This window comes from Emergencia sp. 1XD21-10 (assembly GCF_009936045.1).
Classification (GTDB): Bacteria; Bacillota; Clostridia; order Peptostreptococcales; family Anaerovoracaceae; genus Senimuribacter; species Senimuribacter intestinalis.
The window spans coordinates 86,120-111,023 of the sequence record NZ_QWEQ01000011.1 but is presented as its reverse complement, the minus strand read 5'-3'; the positions used below and the strand labels follow the sequence as shown (position 1 = coordinate 111,023).

The 24,904-nt window shown below is 43.9% G+C and carries 24 protein-coding genes; 21 read left to right on the top strand and 3 right to left on the bottom strand.

Annotated features, from left to right (window positions below; genetic code table 11):
• The first annotated feature begins 8 nt into the window (after positions 1–8).
• The 4 genes from D1151_RS08455 to D1151_RS08440 all read left to right on the top strand — a co-directional run bounded on the left by D1151_RS08455 (position 9) and on the right by D1151_RS08440 (position 3,603).
• Entirely contained in the window at positions 9–455 is a 447-nt protein-coding gene (locus tag D1151_RS08455) for a hypothetical protein (RefSeq protein ID WP_161908597.1), read from the top strand.
• Entirely contained in the window at positions 439–1,353 is a 915-nt protein-coding gene (locus D1151_RS08450) for an ABC transporter ATP-binding protein (protein WP_161908596.1), read from the top strand. The genes D1151_RS08455 and D1151_RS08450 overlap by 17 nt, the downstream gene beginning before the upstream one ends.
• Entirely contained in the window at positions 1,350–2,246 is an 897-nt protein-coding gene (locus D1151_RS08445) for an ABC transporter permease (protein ID WP_161908595.1), read from the top strand. The genes D1151_RS08450 and D1151_RS08445 overlap by 4 nt, the downstream gene beginning before the upstream one ends.
• Before the next feature lie 130 nt (positions 2,247–2,376).
• Complete coding sequence (locus tag D1151_RS08440; RefSeq protein ID WP_161908594.1) at positions 2,377–3,603, top strand: Fic family protein; 1,227 nt, start codon at positions 2,377–2,379, stop codon at positions 3,601–3,603.
• A gap of 61 nt (positions 3,604–3,664) precedes the next feature.
• Here the strand turns inward: D1151_RS08440 and D1151_RS08435 are convergent, their stop codons facing one another.
• Positions 3,665–4,345, bottom strand: coding sequence for a hypothetical protein (locus D1151_RS08435; RefSeq protein ID WP_160201667.1), 681 nt, complete (start codon positions 4,343–4,345; stop codon positions 3,665–3,667).
• Between the two features lie 546 nt (positions 4,346–4,891).
• Between D1151_RS08435 and D1151_RS08430 the strand changes: the two genes are divergently transcribed.
• The 10 genes from D1151_RS08430 (at position 4,892) to D1151_RS08390 (ending at position 15,185) form a co-directional block, all read left to right on the top strand.
• Entirely contained in the window at positions 4,892–5,170 is a 279-nt protein-coding gene (locus D1151_RS08430; protein ID WP_160201668.1) for a hypothetical protein, read from the top strand.
• Complete coding sequence (locus D1151_RS08425) at positions 5,170–6,330, top strand: sigma-54-dependent Fis family transcriptional regulator (RefSeq protein ID WP_161908593.1); 1,161 nt, start codon at positions 5,170–5,172, stop codon at positions 6,328–6,330. The genes D1151_RS08430 and D1151_RS08425 overlap by 1 nt, the downstream gene beginning before the upstream one ends.
• Positions 6,331–6,500: 170 nt before the next feature.
• Positions 6,501–7,481 carry a hydroxymethylglutaryl-CoA lyase gene (locus tag D1151_RS08420; RefSeq protein WP_160201670.1) on the top strand — a complete coding sequence of 327 codons (981 nt, stop codon included), beginning with the start codon at positions 6,501–6,503 and terminating at the stop codon, positions 7,479–7,481.
• A gap of 4 nt (positions 7,482–7,485) precedes the next feature.
• Entirely contained in the window at positions 7,486–7,911 is a 426-nt protein-coding gene (locus D1151_RS16890; RefSeq protein WP_243151186.1) for a hypothetical protein, read from the top strand.
• The gene (locus D1151_RS08415; RefSeq protein WP_243151185.1) at positions 7,877–8,749 is read left to right on the top strand and encodes a hydroxymethylglutaryl-CoA reductase, degradative; all 873 of its coding nucleotides are present in this window, start codon (positions 7,877–7,879) and stop codon (positions 8,747–8,749) included. The genes D1151_RS16890 and D1151_RS08415 overlap by 35 nt, the downstream gene beginning before the upstream one ends.
• An 18-nt stretch (positions 8,750–8,767) precedes the next feature.
• On the top strand, positions 8,768–10,372 hold the full coding sequence (locus D1151_RS08410; protein WP_161908592.1) for an amidohydrolase: 1,605 nt from the start codon (positions 8,768–8,770) through the stop codon (positions 10,370–10,372).
• 267 nt (positions 10,373–10,639) lie between these two features.
• Complete coding sequence (locus D1151_RS08405; RefSeq protein ID WP_330588318.1) at positions 10,640–11,833, top strand: amino acid carrier protein; 1,194 nt, start codon at positions 10,640–10,642, stop codon at positions 11,831–11,833.
• A gap of 117 nt (positions 11,834–11,950) precedes the next feature.
• A complete protein-coding gene (locus D1151_RS08400; RefSeq protein WP_201759548.1) occupies positions 11,951–13,147 on the top strand; it encodes a CaiB/BaiF CoA-transferase family protein in 1,197 nt (398 codons plus the stop codon).
• Positions 13,147–13,923 carry an enoyl-CoA hydratase/isomerase family protein gene (locus D1151_RS08395; RefSeq protein ID WP_161908591.1) on the top strand — a complete coding sequence of 259 codons (777 nt, stop codon included), beginning with the start codon at positions 13,147–13,149 and terminating at the stop codon, positions 13,921–13,923. Before D1151_RS08400 ends, D1151_RS08395 begins: the two co-directional genes overlap by 1 nt.
• A 128-nt stretch (positions 13,924–14,051) precedes the next feature.
• Positions 14,052–15,185, top strand: coding sequence for a PucR family transcriptional regulator (locus D1151_RS08390; RefSeq protein ID WP_161908590.1), 1,134 nt, complete (start codon positions 14,052–14,054; stop codon positions 15,183–15,185).
• Between the two features lie 91 nt (positions 15,186–15,276).
• Here D1151_RS08390 and D1151_RS08385 read toward each other — a convergent pair whose 3' ends face one another.
• Positions 15,277–16,308, bottom strand: coding sequence for an aminopeptidase (locus D1151_RS08385; protein WP_160201675.1), 1,032 nt, complete (start codon positions 16,306–16,308; stop codon positions 15,277–15,279).
• Positions 16,309–16,599: 291 nt separating this feature from the next.
• On the opposite strand from D1151_RS08385, the gene D1151_RS08380 reads away from it, so the two are divergent.
• The 3 genes from D1151_RS08380 (at position 16,600) to rpmE (ending at position 19,679) form a co-directional block, all read left to right on the top strand.
• A complete protein-coding gene (locus D1151_RS08380; protein ID WP_160201676.1) occupies positions 16,600–17,880 on the top strand; it encodes a cytosine permease in 1,281 nt (426 codons plus the stop codon).
• A 16-nt stretch (positions 17,881–17,896) separates the two neighbouring features.
• Positions 17,897–19,348, top strand: a complete 1,452-nt coding sequence (gene pepV / locus D1151_RS08375) for a dipeptidase PepV (RefSeq protein ID WP_161908589.1) — start codon at positions 17,897–17,899, stop codon at positions 19,346–19,348.
• Between the two features lie 133 nt (positions 19,349–19,481).
• Positions 19,482–19,679 carry a 50S ribosomal protein L31 gene (rpmE, locus tag D1151_RS08370; protein ID WP_160201678.1) on the top strand — a complete coding sequence of 66 codons (198 nt, stop codon included), beginning with the start codon at positions 19,482–19,484 and terminating at the stop codon, positions 19,677–19,679.
• 399 nt (positions 19,680–20,078) lie between these two features.
• Here rpmE and D1151_RS08365 read toward each other — a convergent pair whose 3' ends face one another.
• Complete coding sequence (locus D1151_RS08365) at positions 20,079–21,434, bottom strand: amidohydrolase family protein (protein WP_161908588.1); 1,356 nt, start codon at positions 21,432–21,434, stop codon at positions 20,079–20,081.
• Positions 21,435–21,648: 214 nt separating this feature from the next.
• Here D1151_RS08365 and prfA point away from each other — a divergent pair, with 214 nt between their 5' ends.
• The 4 genes from prfA to upp are packed head-to-tail and all read left to right on the top strand — an operon-like array spanning position 21,649 to position 24,870.
• Entirely contained in the window at positions 21,649–22,713 is a 1,065-nt protein-coding gene (gene prfA / locus D1151_RS08360; protein WP_161908587.1) for a peptide chain release factor 1, read from the top strand.
• A gap of 52 nt (positions 22,714–22,765) precedes the next feature.
• Positions 22,766–23,773, top strand: a complete 1,008-nt coding sequence (locus tag D1151_RS08355; protein ID WP_243151184.1) for an L-threonylcarbamoyladenylate synthase — start codon at positions 22,766–22,768, stop codon at positions 23,771–23,773.
• Between the two features lie 5 nt (positions 23,774–23,778).
• Positions 23,779–24,210: a ribose 5-phosphate isomerase B gene (gene rpiB / locus D1151_RS08350; RefSeq protein WP_161908586.1), complete on the top strand. Its 432-nt coding sequence runs from the start codon at positions 23,779–23,781 to the stop codon at positions 24,208–24,210.
• Positions 24,211–24,240: 30 nt separating this feature from the next.
• Entirely contained in the window at positions 24,241–24,870 is a 630-nt protein-coding gene (gene upp / locus D1151_RS08345) for a uracil phosphoribosyltransferase (RefSeq protein WP_161908585.1), read from the top strand.
• The last annotated feature ends 34 nt before the right edge of the window (positions 24,871–24,904 follow it).

Below are 24,904 nucleotides of genomic sequence, written 5' to 3'. Positions count from 1 at the left end.
CGATAGATATGAATATGCGAGAATTAGTGCGAATGATGCTGCTGCAATTTTTCATATGTTATACATGCACCATGGCGGCGACCTTATTTTTCTGTAAATTTGTTAATACGCCGCCGATTATGATGCTGGAAATTGATTATCTTTGGCATTGTGGAATTTTTTCCATTTTTGCAATTTTGCCGGGCGCTGTTTACTACAGCGGAGAAGAACTGAGCACGAAACAATGGAAGAATCGCACTATTGCACATACGATTTTGCTTTTAGCGGTTTTGATGACGGCGGGCAGAATCATTAATATGTATGAGGATTTGATTGGAGGGGTTCTCTTTTTTATCACAGTGTTAGTTATTGATGGTTTGGTACGGTGGCTGACCTATTTGGGCGATCAAAAAATTGCAGATACAATCAATAAAGAATTAAAGGAAACGAGGGAAAGAGATGAAGCATATCATTGAGATCGAACATCTGAGCAAAAGCTTTGGTGATGTGAAGGCGGTACAGGATTTGAGCTTTCACGTGAAAGAGGGAGAGTTGTTCGCTTTTCTGGGTGTCAACGGTGCAGGCAAGAGCACGACGATTTCCATTATTTGCGGTCAGCTTTCGAAAGACGCCGGAACGGTACTTGTCGATGGCAAAAATACCGATGAAAGTATGAGTGCTGTAAAGCGGGAGCTGGGCGTAGTGTTTCAGAATTCGGTGCTGGATAAAGCGCTTTCTGTGCGCGACAATCTGAAAAGCAGAGCAGCGCTTTACGGTATTTGCGGAAAAGCCTTTGAGGAAAGACTCGCAGAGCTTGCAGAGCTGCTGGATTTCGGCGATCTGCTGAAGAGAACCGTGGGAAAGCTTTCGGGTGGTCAGAGACGGCGCATTGATATCGCCAGGGCGCTTTTACATAAGCCTGGCATTCTGGTGCTGGATGAGCCGACGACGGGTCTTGATCCACAGACGAGAAGGCTTCTTTGGGATGTGGTGCGCGAACTTCGCCGCAAAGAGAACATGACGGTATTTCTGACAACCCACTACATGGAGGAAGCGGCAGAGGCGGATTATGTGGTGATTTTGGACAGCGGAAAAATTGCTGCGGAGGGAACGCCACTTGCACTGAAGAACGCTTATACAGGTGACTTTATTATCATGTATGGTATCTCAGAGGAGCAAGCAGCAGGTTTTGGTGTGCCGTATGAAAAAGTACCTGGTGGCTACCGGCTGACGGTTGCGGATACAGCGGCGGCAACGAGTTTTATTGTAGCGAAGCCGAAGCTTTTTACGGATTATGAGATTACGAAGGGAAAAATGGATGATGTATTTCTTGCGGTAACGGGCAAGGCTCTACAAGGAGGGGAAGAAAAATGAAGGGATTAAATGCGCTAGTGTGGCGAAACACAAAGTTGTTTTTTAAGGATAAGGGAATGTTCTTCACATCGCTGATTACACCGCTGATTTTGCTGGTGCTATTTGTAACGTTTTTGGGCAATGTGTACCGGGATAGTCTGGATGCGACTGTTGCTGATATTCCTGGAGTTACAGAGCTGGATAGCAGTTTGGTCGAGGGATTTGTTGGCGGCTGGCTTTTTTCCTCCCTTCTAGCGGTTTGCTGTGTGACTGTGGCTTTTTGTGCTAACATGCTGATGGTACAGGATAAGGTGACGGGTGCAAGGATCGATTTGACCATGGCGCCGGTTGGTCACGGCACTCTTGCTATGGGATATTATATTTCCACGGCAATCTCTACGCTGATCATATGCGTTGTGGCGCTGGGCGCGTGCCTTGTTTATCTGAGGAGTTTGGGATGGTATTTGTCAGGGGAAGATGTGCTTTTGACTTGTCTGGATGTGGTGCTGTTGACCATGTTTGGCACGGCGCTTTCGTCAGTGATTAACCACTTTCTTTCAACGCAGGGTCAGATGTCTGCGGTCGGCACAATCGTCAGTGCAGGATACGGATTTATTTGTGGCGCCTATATGCCGGTTTCTCAGTTTTCAGAAGGCATTCAAAAATTTATTTCATTTCTGCCCGGCACTTATGGCACTGCGCTTTTGCACAGCCACCTGATGCGCGGCACATATGAAGCCATGGAGGAGGTGCTGCCCTCTCAGGCGGTGGACGGTTTGCGCGGCGCTTTTGACAGTAATCTTGAATTTTGCGGACACGAGGTCACAGAGCCTGCGATGTATCTGGTGCTTGGCGGCGCTGTGGTGATTCTCATTGGCGTATATGTGGTGCTGGGGAGAGTGCGGAAAGCGTAAGCGAAAAGTCTCAAAAAGAAGAATATGTTTCAGGAAAATCGCATATAATAAAATTAACTCTCGAAAATATTGATTTTTTGATAGTTAGATGATAAAATATAGTAAAAACTATCTGAAAGGACGTATTTTTATGGGTTATGAACTTCTGAGTAAGATTTATTATAAAAATAAAGATATTTTTGAGACTGAATTTGCTGCACGAAAAAATCGAGCGGATACGATTTCTCTGGGTTTTCAGATTGGTGACTATGAGGCCTTTTATGTGAATCACCCGGAATTTGCGTTGCAGATGGCACGCCTTTATAAAAAATTTGCGCAGCTTGAAAAGCTCTGCGCTGTGCTTCCTGGGGTCGCATATAAGTTTTACGAGAGAAACTGCCTGATCGATGAAATTATCATTACTAACGATATCGAAGGAATAAGAAGTACGCGCAAAGAAATTATCAGCGTCATGGAGACAGATGAGCATGCACCCAAGAAAGGACGGTTCGCCGGACTCGTTGAAAAATACATGTTCCTGGAGAATGGGAGTGCACCTTATGAAATTGCCCTGGAGACGAGTCAGGATGTTCGGAATCTGTATGACGAAATTGTTCTTGCTGAGATTGAGAAGCCAAACTGGCCGGACGGAGAGATTTTCAGAAAAGATTTGGCGGAAGTTATCTCTGGTACGCAGCAGGTAAAACACAAAGGCGTCTATCCAGAACAGAAAATCATCGAATATATAGATCAGACGCTGGCGCTTTTTAAGCGGCAGGACATTCTGAACCTTCATAAGGTTGCTATTTTGCATTACATGATTGGCTACGTGCATCCATTTTATGACGGAAACGGAAGATTGAGCAGATTCCTGAGCAGTTATCTTTTGAAAAAAGAGTTCAACACGCTGACTGCTCTTCGCCTTGCCTACACTATTAAGGAGAACAAAAGCGAGTATTATAAAGCTTTTGATATTTGTAACAATGGGCTGAACAGAGGAGAACTGACCTATTTTCTCATCTATTTTTCTGAAGTTGTAGAAAGGTCAATTGATTCGCTCATAGAGAAGCTGGAAGAGGGAAGAGATATGCTGAATGCATATAGGAAAGCGCTGAAAATAAAATATGACGGATGTAATGAAAACGAGCGCAGAAGAACCATTGATGTTTTATGGTTTTTGATACAGAATGCAATCTTTTCCAACGAGCCTTTAGGTAAAAGCCAGCTTGCCGGACTTTTGCGGGTTGGGGTATCTGCTGCGCACTCATATGTTATGGATTTGATCAACTCTGGTGTACCTATCGCTATCGAAAAAGAGGGACGCAAGCTGGTTTATAAATTAGAACCTGCGTCACTTTTAGAATTTCTGCGCAGCTAAAGTAATAGAAAGGGACTGACTCATCTTGAGCCGGTCCCTTTTAATGTTGTCATTCATATGTTTATGCGGCGAGTTCGCCTTCATTTTCGAAGAAGTAAACAGTAACGATTTTCTTATAAAGACGTTCGTGCTTTTCAAAGTAGAGTTCGATTTCTGTTTCCTCTCCGGAATAATAATCCTCTGGCGCAAGCAGACAGGTTACGGTGATCGGATACCAGCCTGTGTCATTGGCATCCTCAATTTCTAGTTCGATATAGTAATCGTCATAAGCTAAGGTTAAATCGTCCTCAGTATTAATTCCTTTGACATAAATCTTAAAGGACGGATTTTCCGGCGTCAGGTTAAAGTATTCTTTCGATACCCGGATTTCTCCAGCGAAACTGATTTTGCCGGACTTAGGGATGCTCATTTTGCTGTTATATTTGGAAGACTTACCGAGTGCTTTAACCTTATAGTAGTAGGTCTTGTTATTATCAACGGTTTTGTCGTTGTAGTAGGTTCTGGTAGTAGTAGCGATTTTTTTATAAGTGCCGCTCTTGGACGTGGCGCGGTAAACATTGTATTTGACTGCCTTGGTGCGTTTGCTCCATGAAACTTTCAGGTAATTGTCGTCTATGTTCTTTACGGTGACGGTAGGCTTGGTGATTGGAGTCTGCTTGGACGTGGCGGCAAAGGACAGTGATGTGGTTGCCATCATAACGATTAAAAGCAGTCCAATTAAACGAAATACTTTCTTTTTCATTGCAATCTTGTCCTTTCTTTAATTTTACATGATTTTCTAAATTTTACCATAGACAGGGCGGTTTGTCCAGTAGGAGAAGATAAAAACGGTTAGAAATTTTATGGAAATATGAAATAGTTATCGTTGAAAAATAATGGGTCAAATTGGTTTTTATAAAAAAATGTAAAATTTTTTTGAGAAAATATAACCAAAACTACTGGAAACTTCGTCAAGATGTGCTAATCGTATGATTGTAATTTAAAAGGCAAAATCGTTGTGAGGCGATGCTGGCAAGCATTGGTATTATACGTGCTTTGTAGAAATGCGGCGATTTATTACAAGCAATGCTTATTTATTTGAGGAAATTAGCAACGTGGAGCTACAGCAAAATGTTTTGATATCAATTTTATTCAGGACGAAGGCATTATTAGAGATATTTTACAGCGCCTGAATTTAGAGATGGAAGAATAAGTATCCAGCAAAATTCCTTATTGGAAATAGGCTTCTACTCATGGTATACTAATATCAACGTTAGGTACGTAAATCGCTGAAAAAGAAGATTTCTTCATGGGCGGACTTATTAACAAACTGAATCAAATTATGCAGATTGATAACACCAAATATGATGGTATTCTAATTGTCAATAAGAATGGGATTGTGGAATACAGCACATGGTTTGGAAGAATGTCTAATTCTGTCATTCCGGAGTGGGAGAGGTCGATTATAGGCGAACACCTGACGGATTTTTATGAAGAATTATCTGAAGAGACAAGCACTGTATTGCAGACTCTTAAGACGGGAAAAATGTCCATAGACGAGCCTCAGGTCTTAACGTGGAAGCATTGATGGTACTTCGAGGCAGTACCTATCCGATTGTGGAAAATGGCTTGATTGTAGGCGCTGCTAATGTGGCGCAGCTTCTCTATTTGCAGAATTTAAAGACTTCGGAGTATATTAAGCAGAAGCTGTATGTAACAGACGATATTATTACGCAGAATAAAAAAATGGAAGAAATCAAGGCGTTGATTTTAGAAGTCAGCAACAGCGATTCTCCGGTGATGATTTACGGGGAAACAGGCACCGGGAAAGAGATGATTGCTGAATCAATCCATTCAGAGGGAAAGAGAAGAGCCAAGAATTTCATTGCACAAAACTGTGCAGCGATTCCCCCACATCTTTTGGAAAGTATGTTTTTCGGAACGGAAAAGGGCGGCTTTACCGGGGCAGAGTCCAGAGAAGGGCTTTTTGAAATGGCAAGCGGCGGCACACTGTTTCTTGATGAAATCAATTCCCTCGACTTAGGGATGCAGGCAAAACTTTTGAAAGCAATTGAAGAACAAAAAGTGAGACGAATCGGGGGCAGCAAAGATATTCCGTTTAATGTGAGGCTGATTTGTGCTACCAACGAGCCTTTGGAAAAACTTTTGAGAGAAAAGCGGATTCGTGAGGACTTGTATTATCGCATTTGCGTTCTCCAGATTGAAATTCCGCCTTTGCGACAGCGACCAGAGGATATTCTTCTTTTGGCGGAGCATTTTATCGCTTATTATAATGAAAAGATGAATCGGAGCATTAAGGGTATCAGTTCTTTAACTGAGCAGGTTTTTGTTCAATGGGATTGGCCGGGTAATGTGCGGGAACTGAAAAACATCATCGAAAGCGCATTTAATCTTGAGAAGAAGGCGCAAATTAGTTTGGAAAGTGTAAATCCTTTGTTTCGAAGAATGCAGCTTGTAAAAACAATCAGTGATGAACAGAAGGTAAAAATACCGGAGCATAAACCTGCACCGCTGGGAATTCAAAAAATAGAGCCGGGCAGTCAGCACAGCTTAGAGGATATGCTTAAAGCCTATGAGAAAGAAATTATAGAGATGATAATGGAGCAGGAAGAAAAACTGAGTGATGTGGCAGCACGCCTTGATATCTCGCCGCAAAAGCTGCAGTATCGCTTAAAAAAGCTGGGCATATCCCATAAAAAATATTTATTTATAAAAATATTTTTATAAATAAATATTTTTTTACAGATATTCCAGGATGGAACCAAGCTGCAATAAATATGTAAAATCAATGAAACGCTTGAAATTCAAGCGTTTTTTGTTGTGCTTTTTTTAGAATTCTCGGTTGGCATACCCTTTGCGATAGGTAATCGTAAAAAGGAATTGAAGGAGATGAAAGTGTGAAGAAGAATTTACCAAAACAGATTGATGTAATTGATGTAACTCTTCGAGACGGATTTCAGCATGAAGAGCTGTTTGTGCCAACTGAGGCGAAGCTTTGGATTGCGGAAAGACTGATGAATGCCGGCTTTAAGCGGATTGAAATCGGCACGTTCAGTCATATTAAGTACGTGCCCCAATTCAAAGACATTTTAGAAGTTCTGAAATGTCTTCCTCACCGTGAGGATGTGGAGTACACGGTTCTTGCGCTGAATACAAAGGCTTGCGAGCGAGTTGCGCAGGCTCTTGAAGAAGGTGTTCAGATAGATAGAGTTCTCTGCGGACAGCTGGCGACCAGCGAGGCTTATGCCAGAAAGAATATGAACAGAACCCATGAAGAGCTTTTCCTTGAGGCGGAGAAGAACGTAAAATTTCTCCATTCCCTGGGAATTAAAAAAGTCTTTGCGAATATCGGAACCATTTTCGGCTGTCCGATTCAGGGAGAAGTCCCTATAGAAAGGGCATATGAATTTGTAGACAGAGCCTTTGATATCGGATTTGACGAGATTGAACACTCCGATCCTGACGGCATTGCAGATCCGGAGAGGGTTTATAACTACTTTTCACATGTGATGAAAGCCTATCCGGATACGTCCATGCATTCTTTCCATGTGCACGATGTGAGAGGAATGGGAATGGCGTCCTACTATGCGGCGATGGAAGCAGGCGTTGAAACCTTTGACTGCACCCTGGGCGGAATCGGCGGTCAGGTAGCAAATATTGTAGACCGTGTGCCGGTGAAAGGGATTGGCTCATATTACTTTGATACAAAGCGTACAGGCCTTGTGGAAACATGCGACTTCGTATCTATGTTAAATACAATGGGTATTGAAACAGGGATTGATGAAAAGAAGTGTTACCAAATTGAGCAGATGGTGGAAAGAATTCTGGGAAGAACCCTGGACTCCTTTACCGCCTCAATGAAAGAGTTAGGAGAGTAAAGAAATGAAAACAAGCAGTTATTCAGGATTTTTCAAATTATCCGTAGAAGAAAGAATGAAAGAAGTTGCGGAGTTCGCAGCGCTTTCCGCCAAGGAGCAGGAGATTCTTAAGAATGCAGACGCTTTAGATATGGATAAAGCAGATCATATGGTGGAAAATGTAATCGGAAAATTTGCTTTGCCTATGGGCGTTGGAATCAACTTTGTCATCAACGGTAAGGATGTGGTGATTCCTATGGTTACAGAAGAGCCCTCTGTTATTGCAGCCTGCAGTAATGCCGCAAAAATGGCAAGAGGCGCAGGCGGCTTTGTTGCAAGCACTTCTGGAAATATTATGATTGCGCAGATTCAAATCCTTGACATGGCGACGCCCTTTTGCTGCAAAGAGCGCTATTTTGGAAAACAAGGAAGAGATTATCAAAATCTGTAATGAAAAGGATCCGGTTTTAGTTAAGTTCGGCGGCGCAAAGGATGTAGAGGTTAGAGTCATCGACTCAATCGTAGGACCGATGGTCATTGTACACCTTTTAGTTGACACTTTAGATGCAATGGGTGCAAATGCCGTAAATACCATGGCTGAAGCGGTATCTCCATATATTGAAAAATTAACAGGCGGCGTTGCAGAGCTGCGAATTTTATCCAACCTGGCTGACCACAGAATCGTCAGATCCAGAGCAGTATGGAAGAAAGAAGCTATCGGCGGTGAGGAAGTTGCAGATAAGATTATCAACGCATATGCCTTTGCCGCGGCAGACCCATATAGAGCGGCTACCCACAACAAAGGCATCATGAACGGCATTATTCCGGTAGTAATGGCAACAGGAAACGATACTAGAGCCATCGAATCAGGTGCCCATTCCTATGCAGCAAGAAATGGAAAATACACTTCTTTGACCACATGGGAGAAAAATGAAAACGGTGATTTGGTTGGTTGTATTGAAATGCCAATGGCAGTAGGTCTTGTAGGCGGAGCGACAAAGATTCACCCTGCGGCACAGACAGCTGTAAAAATCTTGGGCGTTAAGACAGCGGCAGAGCTGGGACAGATTATCGCCTCAGCAGGTCTTGCAAATAATCTGGCTGCGATGAAGGCTCTGGCAACAGAAGGTATTCAGAGAGGCCATATGTCTCTGCACGCTAGAAATCTGGCAAATACAGTAGGCGCAAAGGGCGAGATCTTAGAGAAGATCGTAGCGAAAATGGTGACGGAGAAAAACGTCAGATTAGAGTACGCACAGGAATTATTTGACCGCTATCAAAAGGCATAATAAAAAGGAGCGAACAAAGTGAGTAATCAAGTTTTCATAAACGGTAAGGTATTTACCGCAGATACAAAGGAGCCTTTTGAAGAATGCTTTGTGGTAGAGGACGGCGTTATTTCATGGATTGGAAAACAGGAGGACTTGCCGGAAACAGGATATCCCGTTACGGATTTAGGCGGGAAGCGGGTGATACCGGGCCTAGTGGACAGCCATATGCACCCCGTCATTTTGGCGGACTGTGCCGCTAAAATTTCCTGTCTGCCTCCAAAGGTACATTCTATAGAAGAACTTACGGAGGTTATCAGAGAGAAAAGCAGCGATAGCAAACCAAATCAATGGATTCAGGGCTGGGGCTATGACGAAGAAAAATTTGCAGAGCACCGCAGCCCAAACAGATGGGATTTGGACAAAGCGACGACAGAATATCCTGTGGAGCTGCTTCGTTCCTGCTCCCATATTCGCAGTGTGAACAGTAAAGCGCTGGAACTTGCCGGAATTACAAAGGATACACCTGACCCGCCGGGCGGGGAAATCGACAGAGATGAAAACGGCGAGCCTACAGGCATTTTAAAAGAAAATGCAAGACATCTGGTTGGGGAGATTTTGCCGGAAAAATCCAAAGAGCAGGTCATCGAAAGTCTTGTTTCTTTGGGAGAACTACTGCTTTCACAGGGCATTGTAGCTGTGACGGATATGGGAAATCTGGACTCTGTGGACTATTTTGAGTACTATGAGGAAGCCGCAAAGAGAGGCTTTAAGCAAGATGTAGCCATGTATTATATTTGGGATTTAATTCGTAAAAATCCTGAGTTTAAATGGAGCGAGGAAATTGCAGAGCCAAAGCGGCAAATCCGCAAAGCCGGAATCAAATTGATCGGTGATGGAAGCGTAGGCGGCAGGACTGCCTGGATGGATAGACCTTATTTGGGCAGCGATACGGAGTACGGCATTTCAGTCTGCAGCGATGAGGAAGTAGAAAGTGCGATAGCCTTTTGTAAGAAGAATCATTGCCAGCTTTCGGTACACACGATGGGAAAACGTGCCATCGACCGTATGACTGAAATTACATGCAGAGAGGGTCAGTGGCTTTCAGATAAGCCGTCTATAAGGCTGGAACATATCACTGATCCGTCAGAGCAGGCCATCGACAGGGCGGCGAGGGAAAACATCGCATTTTCCACCCAAAGTATTTTCATGTATGCGGAGATTGAAAGCTATCGGAACAATCTGGGAATGGAGTGGATAAAGGAAATTTATCCGATTAAGCATTTGCTTGCCCGTGGGGTTAAAGTAGCCTTGTCCACAGACGCACCGGCCACATCCTGGGCAGAACCGTCAAATCCGTTTCCAAACATAAAATGTGCAGTAACAAGAACTGCCTATGACGGAACGGACTGCGGCAGAGAAAACTGCATAGATGTAGAAACTGCTCTTCGCATGTATACCAAAGAGGGTGCGGAGATTGCAGGTTTTAGAAATCTGGGACAGCTGACCGCCGGCTATCGTGCCAGCTTTGCAGTTATATCTGAGGATATTTTTACAATAGATCCACAACGCATCGATGAAATCGTTGTAGAAAAAACCTATTTAGACGGTGATTGTGTATATGATAAAATGAAAAAACAATAGATATAAGGATCGAGATTTAAATTTACAGGATATATTTTTTGATACATAGAAAGGATTTACTATGCAAGGTATTATAAATTTTTGTGTCGCATGTGCGAACTGGTTTTGGGGGCTCCCCATTTTGATTTTAATCGTTGGCGGTGGACTGTATATGAGTTTTCGCTTAGGTTTTCCTCAGATTACAAAACTCCGTTACATCTGTTCACAGACTTTTGGAAAGATGTTTGCCAAAGGGGAAGATGATAAAATTTCTTCTTTTGCAGCAGCATGCTCTGCTTTGCTTTGGCTTCCTCCATCGGAGCCTCCAACATTGTAGGTGTGCCGGTAGCCATCGCTTTAGGCGGTCCCGGAGCGATTTTCTGGATGTGGATTATTGCGATTGTAGGCGGCTGTACAAAGTATGTTGAAATTGCGCTTTGTATGAAGTACAGGACTAAAAACGAAAAAGGTGAATGGGTCGGCGGCGCTTTCAGCTATGTAAAGGAGTTATGCGGAGGGAAAAAGGCAGGACATGCAATCGCTATTTTCTGTGCATTTTTCACCATGATTGCAGGTATTCCGTCTGTAGCGTCTCAGACTTTGTCTGCCAGTGCGCAGGTTTCTGTTTTTGGTATTAACGGAACAGTATTCGGTATTATCGTTGCAGTAATTGTTGCAGTTATTGTTTTCGGCGGAATTAAAAGAATTGCCAAGGTTATGGAAAAAGCAGTGCCGATTATGGCAGCGTTGTACCTGTTAGGTGTAATTATCATTCTGGTACTTAATGCTGGTGAAATTCTTCCATCACTGGGAAGCATCTTTGTGTATGCTTTTGCACCGCATGCGGCCGTTGGCGGCTTTGCAGGATCCACTGTAGCGCTGGCGCTGCGTTGGGGTTCTGCAAGGGGTGTGTACTCCAATGAAGCGGGATTTGGTTCAGCTCCGTCAGCTCATGCGGCTGCAGATGTTGATCACCCGATTAGACAGGCAATGTGGGGTGTTTTTGAAGTAGGCGTAGATACGATTTTAGTTTGTACGGCTACAGCGCTTGCAGTGCTGACTACAGGCGTTTGGAAGATGCCCGGTATTGATGCCGGCGCTTTAGGACAGGCGGCATTTCACACTGTCTTTGGTGTGGCTGGAGATTACTTTGTAGCGATTTGCGTGTTACTGTTTGTAATTACGACGATTACTGTGGTTATTTTCTACGATGAAAGACAGGCAGAGTTCCTGTTTAAAACACCAAAAGCCGGTGTTGCATGGAGATTTATTGCAATTGCAACGATGATTATTGTAACCTTCGGTATGGAATTGACCGTGGTATATCAGCTCAATGACTTCTTTAATGCGTTGTTTATCATACCGAATATGGTTGCTGTTATCTGGCTGGTGCCGCAGGTTGTTAAGCTGCAGGATGAATTCTTCCATACACCGGGCAAATACTATCTTGCCGACATGGAAGAAAAGAGAGCGAAGAAATAGAAAGTATGTTGTTAAACAAAAAATATATTCTGTAAAGTAATGAATCTTATTTTGGGTAGGTACCGGAAAATCGAAGAAATTACGGTTTTTCGGTACGAATTCATGGAGGAAATAGGTATGAAACCATTAGAAGGTGTAACAGTACTGGATTTAACAAGAGTAGTAGCAGGCCCTTATGCGACTATGATTTTATCAGATTTAGGCGCACGGGTCATTAAAATCGAGAATCCGAAGGACCCGGATTATACCCGCGACTTTGAGCCGTATCTTGTAGACGGCGAGAAAAAACAGAGCGCCTTTTTTGCACAGTATAATCGAAATAAGCAGGCCATTACCTTAAATCTCAAAGAGGAGAAGGGGAAGGAGCTTTTTAGAGAGCTGGTTGAAAAGGCAGATATTGTCATTGAAAATTATCGAGCAGGCGTGATGGATAAACTGGGCGTCGGCTATGAAGATTTAAAGAAATATAACCCTAAAATTGTATATACTGCGATTTCAGGATTTGGACAGACGGGACCGTACTCCTCATGGCCTGCTTATGATAACAGCGGTCAGGCTCTCAGCGGTCTTTGGTCTATGAACGGTATGCCAGGGGAACCGACTAGAATTGGAACGATCATCGGCGATTTGGCAGCCACCTTTTTCGGCGCCATTGGAACACTGTCAGCGTATATTCATGCCCAAAAAACCGGAGAGGGGCAGCTTGTCGATGTAGCCCAGCTGGACTCCTCTTTGGCGCTGACGGAAAATGCAGTGTCCAATTATACTGTTGGAGGCAAGGTGCAGACGCCTCTCGGCAATGATCATCCCCTTTGCAGACCTTACGGAAAATTTAAAGCCAAGGACGGGGAAGTTTTCTTCGGTGGCTATACAGACAGATTTTGGAAAACTACCTGCGAATTCTTCGGCGAGCCGGAGCTTTTATCCGACCCTGAAATTGACACCATGCCGAAACGTTTTGACGAAGAGGTGTACGAGAGAAGAGTTTTGCCTAAAATAAATGAATGGTTTTCTAATTATACATGTCAGGAGCTGCAGGACGCCCTTGCCGACAAGTTACCACTTACAGCAATTCATGCAATTGATCAGGTGCTGGAGGATCCGCAGCTCAATGCCAGAGAGATGTTTATCGATTATACATACGGCAGTGCGCAGGGGAAATTATTCGGAACGCCGATTAAACTGAGCAAAACGCCGTGCGATACATCGGGAAAAGCACCGGAAATCGGACAGCACAATCAGGAGGTTTATAAAGAATTCCTTGGGCTTTCTGGATCGGAGATTGAGAGATTGCGTGAGAAAGGAGTTCTGTAATGAAAAATATCTCTTATGAAGTGAAAGACGGGATTGCCGTTATAAAATTTAACAGACCGGAGAAATTGAACTCTCTCACCCTGCAGATGTATGAGGATTTAGGAGAAGCCTTTAAAAAGGCGCAGGCAGATAATCAAGTTGCGGCGTGTATTTTAACCGGCGCAGGAGAGAAAGCCTTTTGTGTTGGTGCGGATTTGACAGAATCCATTCCTTATTTAGGACAGGGTCATTATATTGACGAATGGGATCCAGCCCATCTCAAGCATGTGGATATGTATAAACCTGTAATTTGTGCAGTCAATGGACACTGTATGGGCGGAGGCTTTGAAATTATGCTGGCGTCAGACATCCGAGTAGCGTCCAGCGAAGCCACATTTGCTCTTCCGGAGGTTTCTTTAGGCATTGTACCGGCAGGAGGAACTCTGGCGAGATTGGCAAGACAGATTCCTTACATCAGAGCGATGGAACTGATTTTGATGGGTGAGAAAATCAGCGCCAAAACAGCTCTTGACTACGGGGTGCTGAACCATGTTGTTGCACCGAAGGACGTGATGGATAAGGCAATGGAAATTGCAAAGAAATTTTGCACTCTAAGTACGACGGCAGTGCAGACTGCGAAAGAATCAGTACTGAAGCTGCGGGAAATCCCGCTGGAGCAGGCTTTTGAGACGGAAGCACTGCTTGGATACAAAGCTTTCACCAGTGAAGACGCAAAAGAAGGCCTTGCTGCATTTTATGACAAGAGAAAACCGGAGTTTCCTTCTCGGAAATGGTAAAAGAGGGGGGTTCTGCTACAATGATTTGAGGAATTGAGCGGAGCCCTTATGTTAATTTTTGATACTTCTACCGCAGAGATTTCTGTGGTATACTGTGAAAAATGGAAAGAAAGGTAGGCAGGAAGGTTATGTTGTGCACAATAGAACTGATTTTAAAGCAGCCGTTATTTGAAAATGCGAAGGTTCTTGCAGGAAAAAAGTATCTTGATAATGTAGTCAATCGAACCTCTGTCTATGACTGTTCGGTGAAATCCGGCATCTTTGACAAAAGTATTGTGAAAAAGGGAGATTTGTATATCTCCGGTCTCGATCAATTTGCAACACAGCCGCAGGAGTTTACGAAATTTATTCAGGTCTTGGTTAATTTTCAATGCAGTGCGCTGATTATCACAGATGAGAATGCGCACCTGATTACCGAAGAAATAAAAGAGCAGTGTAATAGAGGAAAGCTGCCATTGATTATGGTGAGCTGGACAGTTTCTTATGCGTCTATTATGGAGACAATTAATAATATAATCATTCAGAAGTATTACCATATTTTTAATGGGAATAAATTAAATGAAATTCATACAGGAAAGCTTAACGATGCAGAGAAAAAACGGGTGTTAGAGAGTATTAATCCTAAATTTAAAAAACTGTTGCAAATAGTTATTGTTCGCGGAAATCTACATTCACCTATGATGGAGAATGATTTGATGGCGTATTTTTTAAAAAGGCAGAAGGACGTCTATATTTTCCACGATAATCTGCATTATTTTTTAATCAGTCATGACAGTGAAGAGGAGCTTAATCAAATCCAAACAATTTTTTGTAACTATTTGGAACAGTATTTTTCCAATTATACGGCAGGGGTCAGTGCAGTACACCCCAAGAAGGAAGTGAATCTTTGCCTCGATGAGGGACTTCTTGCCCTGGATACCGCCTATTATCTCCAGGAAAAGAGAATTGTCTATGACAACAAATCCATTTTGACGTTGATTATGAAGTTGAAGGATAGCAGTGAATTATACAGTTACTATGACAGCCTGAAATCTTTGATTTCTATCTATCGAAGTGAAAATGACTCGACCTTGTTTAATACATGCAAAATGTTTGTACAATGCAAAGGCTCTTACCGTGAGACGGCGAATCTTATGGGGCAGAGTGAAGCAACAATTCGGTATCGTATTAACAAATTGCGCCAGATTTTAGGATTTGAAGATGATATTGTCCAGTTTCATACCTGTATTACCATGCTTACGATGATAGATCGAATGTTATAATAGCTTTATCCCAAAAGGGCTTCGGAGGATTATCCGAAGCCCTTTTGGCAGAAGTATCATACAAAAGGATACTATGCAAGGTATGGGTTTCTTAGTTGTGTGGATACATTGCTTCCAGCTCAGGGTCAACCATTTTACCCTTATCCATAATCTGAACGCCGTCAATCCATACGGAAGTATCGATACAAATACCGTCAGTATGAGAAATCGCCTGCTGACCATCAGGTGGAGCAATAATCGGGCTTACATAACCGATTCCCCACTCCGTAACGCCCCAAACTCTTTCGTCTTCAACAACGTTACCTGAAAGCTGCGCGCCAGGATTGAAGCCGTATGCGACATGAGCCATCTTCAGCATGCCCGGATCGTCAAAGCTCTTTAACCATTTTTCGTATGCTTTTGCGTCTGCGCCGCCTTCAACTTTTACGATTTCGCTGTTCTTTACAGTTAATCTGATAGGAACATCAGGATTTCTTCCAAAAGGAGGAGTAACGGTGCCGTCGAAGACGATGGTTCCGTTTACAGAACCAAACTTAGGTACTACGTTGAGCTGACCTGCCATCATGTAGATACCGCTCTTTGAAGCAAGACCTGCATCTACTAAAATTGTGTGTTCCGGATTGGTTTCAAAGGTAACGTCAGTCCCTGCAGGGGTCGTCATGCGAGTCACCTTTGCAGCTCTGTTTAAATCAGCAACCTTATTCATAAATGCTGCCAGCTTTTCGCTGTTAAGATCTTTTAAAGTACGGATCAAAACATCTTCGGTATATTCTACCAAGCACATGTAGCGCATTTTTTTGTTTGCTTCAATTGCACGCAGGTATGGGGTAGAATAGAGCAGCCATTTCTGGTTGAATTCAATCCATACGTCGCAGTTGGATACGGCGGCAGTTAACGGCTCAATTGGCAGTTTTGGGTCTGCGGCCTGTCCAATGCCGTCCGGTGCAGGAAACTTAATCATCATAGGAAGAGCTCCTGCAGCGTGAGCGCTGGACATAACAGCGTTTACCACATTCATACATGAAAGGGAATCGCAAGTGATAACAACAGTTTCGCCCGGCTTTACCTTAAAAAGATCGCCAATTAAAGTGTCCGCAGCTTTTTGTAATTCGTAATCGTACATTTTATAACCTCCTTGTTTACAGTGAGTGTTTTAGTGCATTCTTCGAGGAAAAGTATAGTGGACAGAGGAAAAATTGTCATTGAGAATATTTGAATATTTTTAAGTTTTCATTCAAAATATTTTAATGCGGAAAAGACAGATATTATATAAAATGAAAGCACCGTAACAGGTGCACGCATTTCGCTGCTAAAAGGTGCATTCTTTGAAATCTAATCAGTCGCCAAGGGGCGGGGCGGAATTGCGGAAGGTATTCATTAAAGTATATTTGTTATCGAGAAAAGAGGATGAGTTATGAACGAAAACGAAAAGAAACGTAGTGGCGTTGAAACCACCACACTAACTCAAGTTGCACCGGAAGAGAAAAAGGGCTGGATTGAAATGGCTTTTTTACATGCCGGCGTTATGATTAGCGTTCCGAGCATGCTGATTGGAGGATTACTTGCTTCTGCAATGCCGCTGACACAGGCTCTTTTGGCAGGCTGCATCGGATATGCTTTAGTTATTGTTTTTACTTGCTTGGGAGGTATGGAGGGAAGCGACCTCAGCGTACCGGCATGTGTGATACTACAGTCCAGCTATGGTAAAGCGGGCTCAAGATATTTAAACAGCCTCTTCTTTACCATTTCAATGCTCGGATGGTTTGGCGTTAATACCGCAGTTTGCGGCAGTGCATTTACAAATCTGATGGCAAACTCTTTTGGAATTCACGTTCCGGAGGTTGTATCCATTTTAATCTGGGGAACAATCATGCTGGTTACAGCAGTATACGGCATTAACGCCATTGGAAAAATCAACACACTGGCTGTACCGGCACTGTTGATTGTTTGTGTAGTAGGCTGTTATTTGGCGCTGCGCAATAACGGTACTGCAAATCTCAATGCGCAGACAGAAACGACGATGACTTTAGTACAAGGAATTACATTGACGACAGGATTTATGAGTATGCAGACTATGACAGTTGCAGACTTCTCCCGTTATCAGAAAAACCGTGGAGATACACTGAAATCAACCGTATTTGGCGTACTTCCTGCGGGAATTCTCATGCTGGTAATCGGAATTCTGATGGCTAAGGCTGTGGGTCAGTATGATGTCAGTCAGGTTTTATGCGATGTAGGTCTTCCGATTTTAGGTATGGTTGTACTGATTTTAGCGGCATGGACTACAAATACAAGCAATGCTTACCTTGCAGGTATCAACCTTGTAAATATTTTGAAACTGAAAGATGAAAAGAGAGCTATGGTTACGCTGATTGCCGGTGCAATCGGAACTATTTTAGCAGTTCTTGGAATTATGAACCAGTTTGAGGGATTCATTACATGGCTGGGTGCTGCGTTTGCTCCGATGGGCGGCGTAATGTTGTCAGACTACTGGCTGCTGAGAAAAGGTACTGCTTCAAAATGGGAGCCGGTCGAAGGCTTTGTATGGTATGGAATTATTTCCTGGTTAGCAGGATTTGTGATGAACATTTTCGTAACAGACGGACTGGTTCTGGTACAGAGCATCGCTTTATCCGGATTACTGTACTATGTTCTTTGTAAAGCCCTTAAAAAAGACGCTTCTCTGCTGAGCTAAGAAACAGGAGGCTGTGATGAAACGAGAATTTGAAAAATTTTACGAAGAAAATAGAGGGGCTTTGCTTGGAGATATTTCTGCACTTATAGAGATTCCCAGCATTGCAACCCAAAGTGATGATTGCAGTGCACCTTTTGGAAAAGATGTTGCAGATTGCCTTGCAAAGATTTTGCAGCGTGGTGAAGAAATGGGACTTCACACTGAAAATATCGGCAACTATATCGGGGAGATTACGCTGGGAGAGGGGAATCATTTGATTGGAATTCTCTGTCATGCCGATGTAGTGGACGCCGGTGAAGGCTGGGAAACTGAGCCTTTTAAGGGAATCATCAAGGATGGAGAAATGTACGGACGAGGCTCCATTGACGACAAAGGCCCAATGGTTTGCTGTATGTACGCAATGAAGTATATCAAGGAGAACAATTTGCTTCCGCCTGATTTCAGACTGAAAATGGTAATTGGTACAGATGAGGAAGTAGAGTGGAACAGCATCGCCAGATATCTGGAAGGGAAACCGGAGCTGCCGGAAATATCCATTGTTCCGGATGCTAACTTTCCTGTGATTTTCTGTGAGAAAGGGCTGATCAATGCGGATTTATCTTACCCGGTTATAAATGAAGGCGGTGCGGCTAAAGCCTTGCTTTCTCTGCAGGAGCTCTGCGGCGGTGAACGTGCAAACGTAGTGCCTACTGGCGCAAGATGTAAAATCTCATGGACAGATGAGAGCATCCGGGCAGAAAAATTGATAGAAGAAATCAGCGCACATGCAGAAAAGCTTGGGGCGGAAACCGGTGTTTGTTTGACGAAAGAGGGCGAAGTTTTTGTTGAAGTAAAGGGCAGAGCTGCCCATGCGATGACACCGGAAAAGGGTGTCAATGCGATTTCTGCTTTGATGGAAATTTTGTATCTTCTGAGTGAGGGAGAGCGTTACATTTTTGTGCAGCAGAATTTGATTGAGAAGTATCATACTTATATAGGTCTTGACTATAACGGAGAAAAGATGGGAATTGGGTGGGAAGATGAGGCTTCCGGCTTGATGACTGTCAATGTAGGTTTGATGAAAATGGAAAAAGATGCGTTGACGTTGACGATGAACATCCGTTATCCGGTAACCAAAACCTTTGAAGATGTTGATGCGAAACTGAAGCCGCTTACCAGAGCGTTGAACGGAAAATTGGAATATGGCGTCTGCATGGATCCAATCTATTTTGAAAAGGACAGCGAGATTGTAAAAACGCTCATGAAGGTATATCAGGACGCGACCGGAGATATGCAGTCTCAGCCGATTTCTCTGGGCGGAGCAACCTATGCGCGGGCAATTCCTAACGCCATTGCTTTTGGACCGGTGTTTCCGGATCAGGAGGAGCTTGCTCACGAAGCCAATGAGCACTACAGTGTTGCTGATTACGAGAGAATTACGGAAATCTATGCAAATGCTTTGCTTGAGCTTTGTAAGACAATAAAATAATCTGCGATTTCCTGAGAAATTTTCTGCAAAAATTACTTGTATCCTGCAAACAAGTGTGATATAGTATAAAAGCTGTAGTAGATACAGATAAATTATGCACGGGCATTGCCTGAGCAGGAAAGAGGTAAGAAGCATGAAGGAAGGAATCCATCCTGATTATAAGGAATGTAAAGTAACTTGCGCATGTGGTAATTCTTTTGTTACGAAATCCGTAAAAGAAGAAATGAGACTTGACGTTTGCTCAGCATGTCATCCGTTCTTTACAGGACAGCAGAAGTTCATCAACCGTGGTGGACGTGTTGAAAAGTTCAAGAACAAGTACAACCTGTAAATATAATCAGAAAAACCAGAAGCCGGAGATTTGTCTCCGGCTTTTTAGTTTTATGCATTAGAATGTCTGTGTTAGCATCAAATAGAACACATAAAAAGAATTTCTTCATTGCAGAACTATACCCTTTCTTCTTTCAAAAAAAGGAAAACTTTCAGGCGGCAAGGCATGTGACAAGCCAACAAGAGGAACATTTCACCTAAATCTTAAACTTCTCTTTGCATATTATCCGTTTTAAGTCGTATTTTTGCTCCAAAAACAAAAGGTACTGCACTACAGGCGTTCGTCAAAACGCTTGGAGTGCTTTTTTGGGGAGATTTTTTGCTTTTTTCTGCAAAGCGGATTTGGGTTTCGTTTGGTTCCTATATAGAACAGCACATTCAGCAGGACCTCGTTCCGGCTTTATTTTCTTACAGCTTTTCCTAATCGGTTATTTACGATTTTATCATTCTGCAGAGCAATTTCGCCGCCGATGAGGACATAGCTGAATCCTTTGGATGGGATTTGTCCGTTTTCGTAAGTAGCGCAGTCCTGCACCTTTTCCAGGTCAAAAATGGTAATATCAGCATCGCTGCCCGGCAAGAAATTCCCCTTGTTCGGCAGATGCAGACGATTTGCTGCCATAGTGGTCATTTTGCTGATTCCCTCAGAAAGACTGATTTTTCCCGGACGGATGTAATTTGCAATGAAACGTGCGAAGGAGCCGGAAGCGCGAGGATGTCCCATGCCGTCGGTTCTGATTCCGTCGCTGCCCAGCATAATCAGCGGTGAAGTCAGCGCCATTTCGATATCTTCTTCTCGCATAAAATAGCCGACTGTAGCTGTGTCCGGTGCAGTTGCCCTCAGCTCATCAAAGATTTCTTTGGTACAGCGCTTGCCTGCATATTTTCCGCTGGCAATGAGAATACTGTCGTAGTCAGCGTGGTAACGTTCCAGAAATCCGTCGTCATAGGTAGTTTCGCCGATTCCAGTACTAAAAGCGCTGTAAGGGTAACAGTCGCAAAGCATGTCGATTCCCTTTGCACGGTAATTTCTGATATTTTCAAGAAGCTGCGGCATTTGCCCGTAGCCACCCATACTGCCTATGTGAGAAAATTGTACGCGAATCCCGCAGCTTTCGCCTATGGCAGCTAGCTCATCTGCTGCAGCAAATACTTCGTTGACGTCTTGACGAACATGGGAAGCTGCGATTTTATCTCCCTTGCGGCAGAGTTTTGCAAGAGCAGCGATTTCTTCTGGTGTTGTACCTGGCACGTATTTTACTCCGAAAGAAATACCGAGGCAGCCTTTATCCAGAAAATCCTCGCATACAGCAGTCATTTCCTTTAAGATGGTTTCGTCAATGGGGCGGTACTTATCCTGCTTTCCGCTGCGTCCCCTTAAATAAGTATGACCGGCTAAAAGACCGAGATTTACCGGCGCACCGTCTCGATCGGTAATATCCAGATAGTGGTCCGGATCGCAGGCGTTGTTGCCGCAGTTGCCACCGATATCCAGTGTTACTCCCATATGAAGTGCTGATTCTGCCATGCTTACGGCAGTGGTGTCTGTCTTTGGATCGTAGTCGTCTTCGTGCATATGAATGTCGATAAACCCGGGGCAGACGATTTTACCAGCAGCGTCGATGACTAAATCGGCATTTGGCGATTCATCTGTAAGTTCGACGATTTTTCCATCTTCGATATATATATTGGTGATTTTTTCGATTGCTTGCGCAGGGTCGACCACCGTTCCGTTTTTTATTAGTGTTCGTTTCATAAAAAGTCAAACCTCCTATTTTACGATAAAATATTTTACGCTTATAACGGTGGCAAGTCAATGGGGAAATAGCTTGCATCATGGCAAAGACATCGACAAAGGCTGCACAGAAATAATTGGCAGCTTTGGGTATTTTTCAATTGTAGGAAATTGCAGTTTGTGGTACAATATATGTTTAGATAGATATGGAAATTTTTATTTTGAGGAGATAGATATGTTTGATAAGTTAGACTTTATTGTTGAGAAATATCAGGAATTGTCCCTGAAGGTTTCTGATCCGGAGGTCATAAATGATCAGCCGGTCTGGCAGAAATACATCAAGGAAATGGGCGAGATGGAGCCGATTGTTAAGAAGTACGAAGAGTACAAGAAAGCAAAAGAAGGTCTCCGCGATGCCAAGGATCTCGTTGAAAACGAGACAGATGAAGAGATGCGTGATTTGGCAAAGATGGAAATCAACGATTTAGAGGAACAGATTGAAAAGGACGAAGAAGAACTGAAAGTTCTGTTGCTGCCAAAAGACCCTAACGACGAAAAGAACGTAATTCTGGAAGTCAGGGCAGGCACTGGCGGTGACGAAGCCGCATTATTTGCACAGGATCTTCTTAGAATGTATATGCGATATGCAGAACGCCACAGATGGAAGACAGAACTGATGGATGTCAACGACACTGGAATCGGCGGTATTAAGGAAGCCGTAGTTCTGATTAAGGGTAAGGGTGCATATTCCAGACTGAAATACGAGAGCGGCGTACACAGAGTGCAGCGCGTGCCAGAAACGGAGTCTGCAGGTCGTGTTCATACTTCTGCAGCAACGGTAGCTGTTCTGCCTGAAGTCGACGATGTGGAAGTGGATCTGAATCCAAACGATGTCAGAGTGGATGTGTACCGCGCTTCCGGTAACGGCGGTCAGTGCGTAAATACCACAGATTCTGCAGTCAGACTGACCCATGAGCCGACTGGACTTGTAGTAACCTGTCAGGATGAAAAGTCCCAGATTAAGAACAAAGAAAAAGCCTTCAAGGTTTTGAAAGCAAGACTCTATGACCTGAAACTACAGGAACAGAACAAAGAGATTTCTGAGGCCAGAAAGAGCCAGGTTGGTTCCGGCGACAGAAGTGAGCGAATCAGAACCTTTAACTTCCAGCAGGGCAGAGTATCCGAGCATAGAATTGGTTTGACTCTGTACAGACTGGATGCAATTTTAGATGGTGATTTAGATGAAATCATCGATGGCTTGATTACTAGTGATCAGGCAGAGAAAATGAAGAACTTCTAATCAGACTTGCTAAATCCGCCCGCAGCGTTGTCAGCTATGCGGGCATGAAACTATGATGAATACAAAATTACTAAAAGATACAACTGAAGATATTGCAGCGGCAGCGGATATTTTGGCAGCGGGAGGGCTGGTTGCATTTCCTACAGAAACGGTCTATGGACTGGGTGCCAATGCCCTCGATGCAGAAGCTGTGGGTAAGGTGTATGCGGCAAAGGGTAGACCTTCTGACAATCCTATGATTGTCCACATATCGTCAAAGGACGATTTGCTTGCACTGACCCCTGAAGTCACCGCTGATATGCAGCTTTTGATGGAGCATTTCTGGCCGGGTCCCATGACCATGATTGTGCCAAGGCTTTCCCTGATACCTGATACGACTACAGGCGGGCTTGATACGGTAGGGGTTCGTATGCCGGATCATCCCGTGGCGCTTTCTTTGATTAGCGCAGCGCAGTGTCCTGTTGCAGCGCCCAGCGCAAATCTCTCCGGAAAGCCCAGTCCAACGACGGCAAAAGATGTCAAAGAGGATCTCTATGGAAGAGTGGATGCGATTATAGAAAGCACCGACTGCCAGGTGGGAATTGAATCCACTGTCATCGATATGATGGGTGAACAGCCTATGATTCTAAGACCTGGCATTATTACCAGAGAGGATTTTGAAGAGGCGCTGAAAAAGCCGGTAGCACTTGATCCAACTTTGAATCAGCGACCGGATGTATTTAATAATGAAGATTTTAAGCCCAGAGCACCGGGCATGAAATATAAGCACTATGCTCCGAAAGCACAGATGACGGTCTTTGAAGGAAGCCCGCAGGCTGTGCAGGAGGTCATTTGCAGGGAGGCTGCAAAATACAGAGCGGAGGGCAAGAAGGTCTGCGTCATTTCCTTTGACGAAAAAGACCAGAAAGCTGCGGCGCACCAGTTTTTTGCACGGCTAAGAGAAGCGGACAGAGAAGGCGCTGATATGATTTTGGCATCGGCGCTGCCGGAAGAGGGCATTGGCTTTTCTGTCATGAATAGAATGCTGAAGTCCGCAGGATATAATATCAGAAAGGTTTAATACATATGATTATTGCAGTTGCCAGCGACCATGGCGGGTTCGCGTTGAAAGATATTGTAAAGAAACATTTATTAGAAAGGGGATATAAAGTAGTGGACCTCGGAACTGATTCCGAAGCGTCCGTGGATTATCCTGTGTATGGAAAGGCATGTGGGGAAGCGGTGGCTTCCGGAAAGGCGGACCTTGGAATTGTTGTTTGCGGGACAGGCATAGGCATTTCCATCGCTGCCAATAAAGTGAAGGGCATTCGCTGCGGGCTTTGCACTTCTGTAGAGATGGCAAAGCTGACCAGACAGCACAACAATGCCAACATCCTTGCGCTGGGCGGAAGAACCACTGCACCGGAGCTTGCTGTTGAGATTGTTGACGCATGGATGGATACTGAATTTGAAGGCGGTCGTCACGAGAGAAGAACAGCGATGCTGGACGAGATGTAGCCGCAAAGCAGCAGAAAGAGAGGTAAGAGAATGAGCAAAGTATACATTTTTGATCACCCATTGATTCAGCACAAGGTTGCGCTGATGAGAAAGACAGATACCAGCACCAAAGATTTCAGAGAATTGGCAAAGGAAATCGCCATGCTGATGGGTTTTGAGGCGACCAGAAATTTGCCGCTAAAAGAAGTAGAAATAGAAACACCGCTTTGCAGCACTAAGGTAAATATGCTGGAAGGGGAAGATATTGCTATCGTACCGATCCTTCGCGCAGGTCTTGGCTTTGTAGACGGTATGCTGGCACTTGTTCCAAATGCGAAAGTTGGACATGTGGGTCTTTATCGTGATCCTGATACCCATGAGCCGGTGGAATACTATTGCAAGTTGCCGACAGACATCGATAAAAGGCAGATTTTTGTCGTAGACCCTATGCTGGCAACTGGTGGAAGTGCGTCAGCAGCCATTGATTTTATCAAGCAGAGAGGCGGGAAGAATATCACATTCATGTGTTTGATCGCAGCACCGGAGGGCATTGAGGTACTGCAAAAGGCACATCCGGATGTGGATATCTACATCGCAGCGAAAGACGAGAGACTCAACGAACACGCTTACATTATTCCGGGGCTAGGGGATGCAGGCGACAGACTGTTCGGCACAAAATAAAGGGCGATTATTAATGAAATTCCAGGGCAAAATT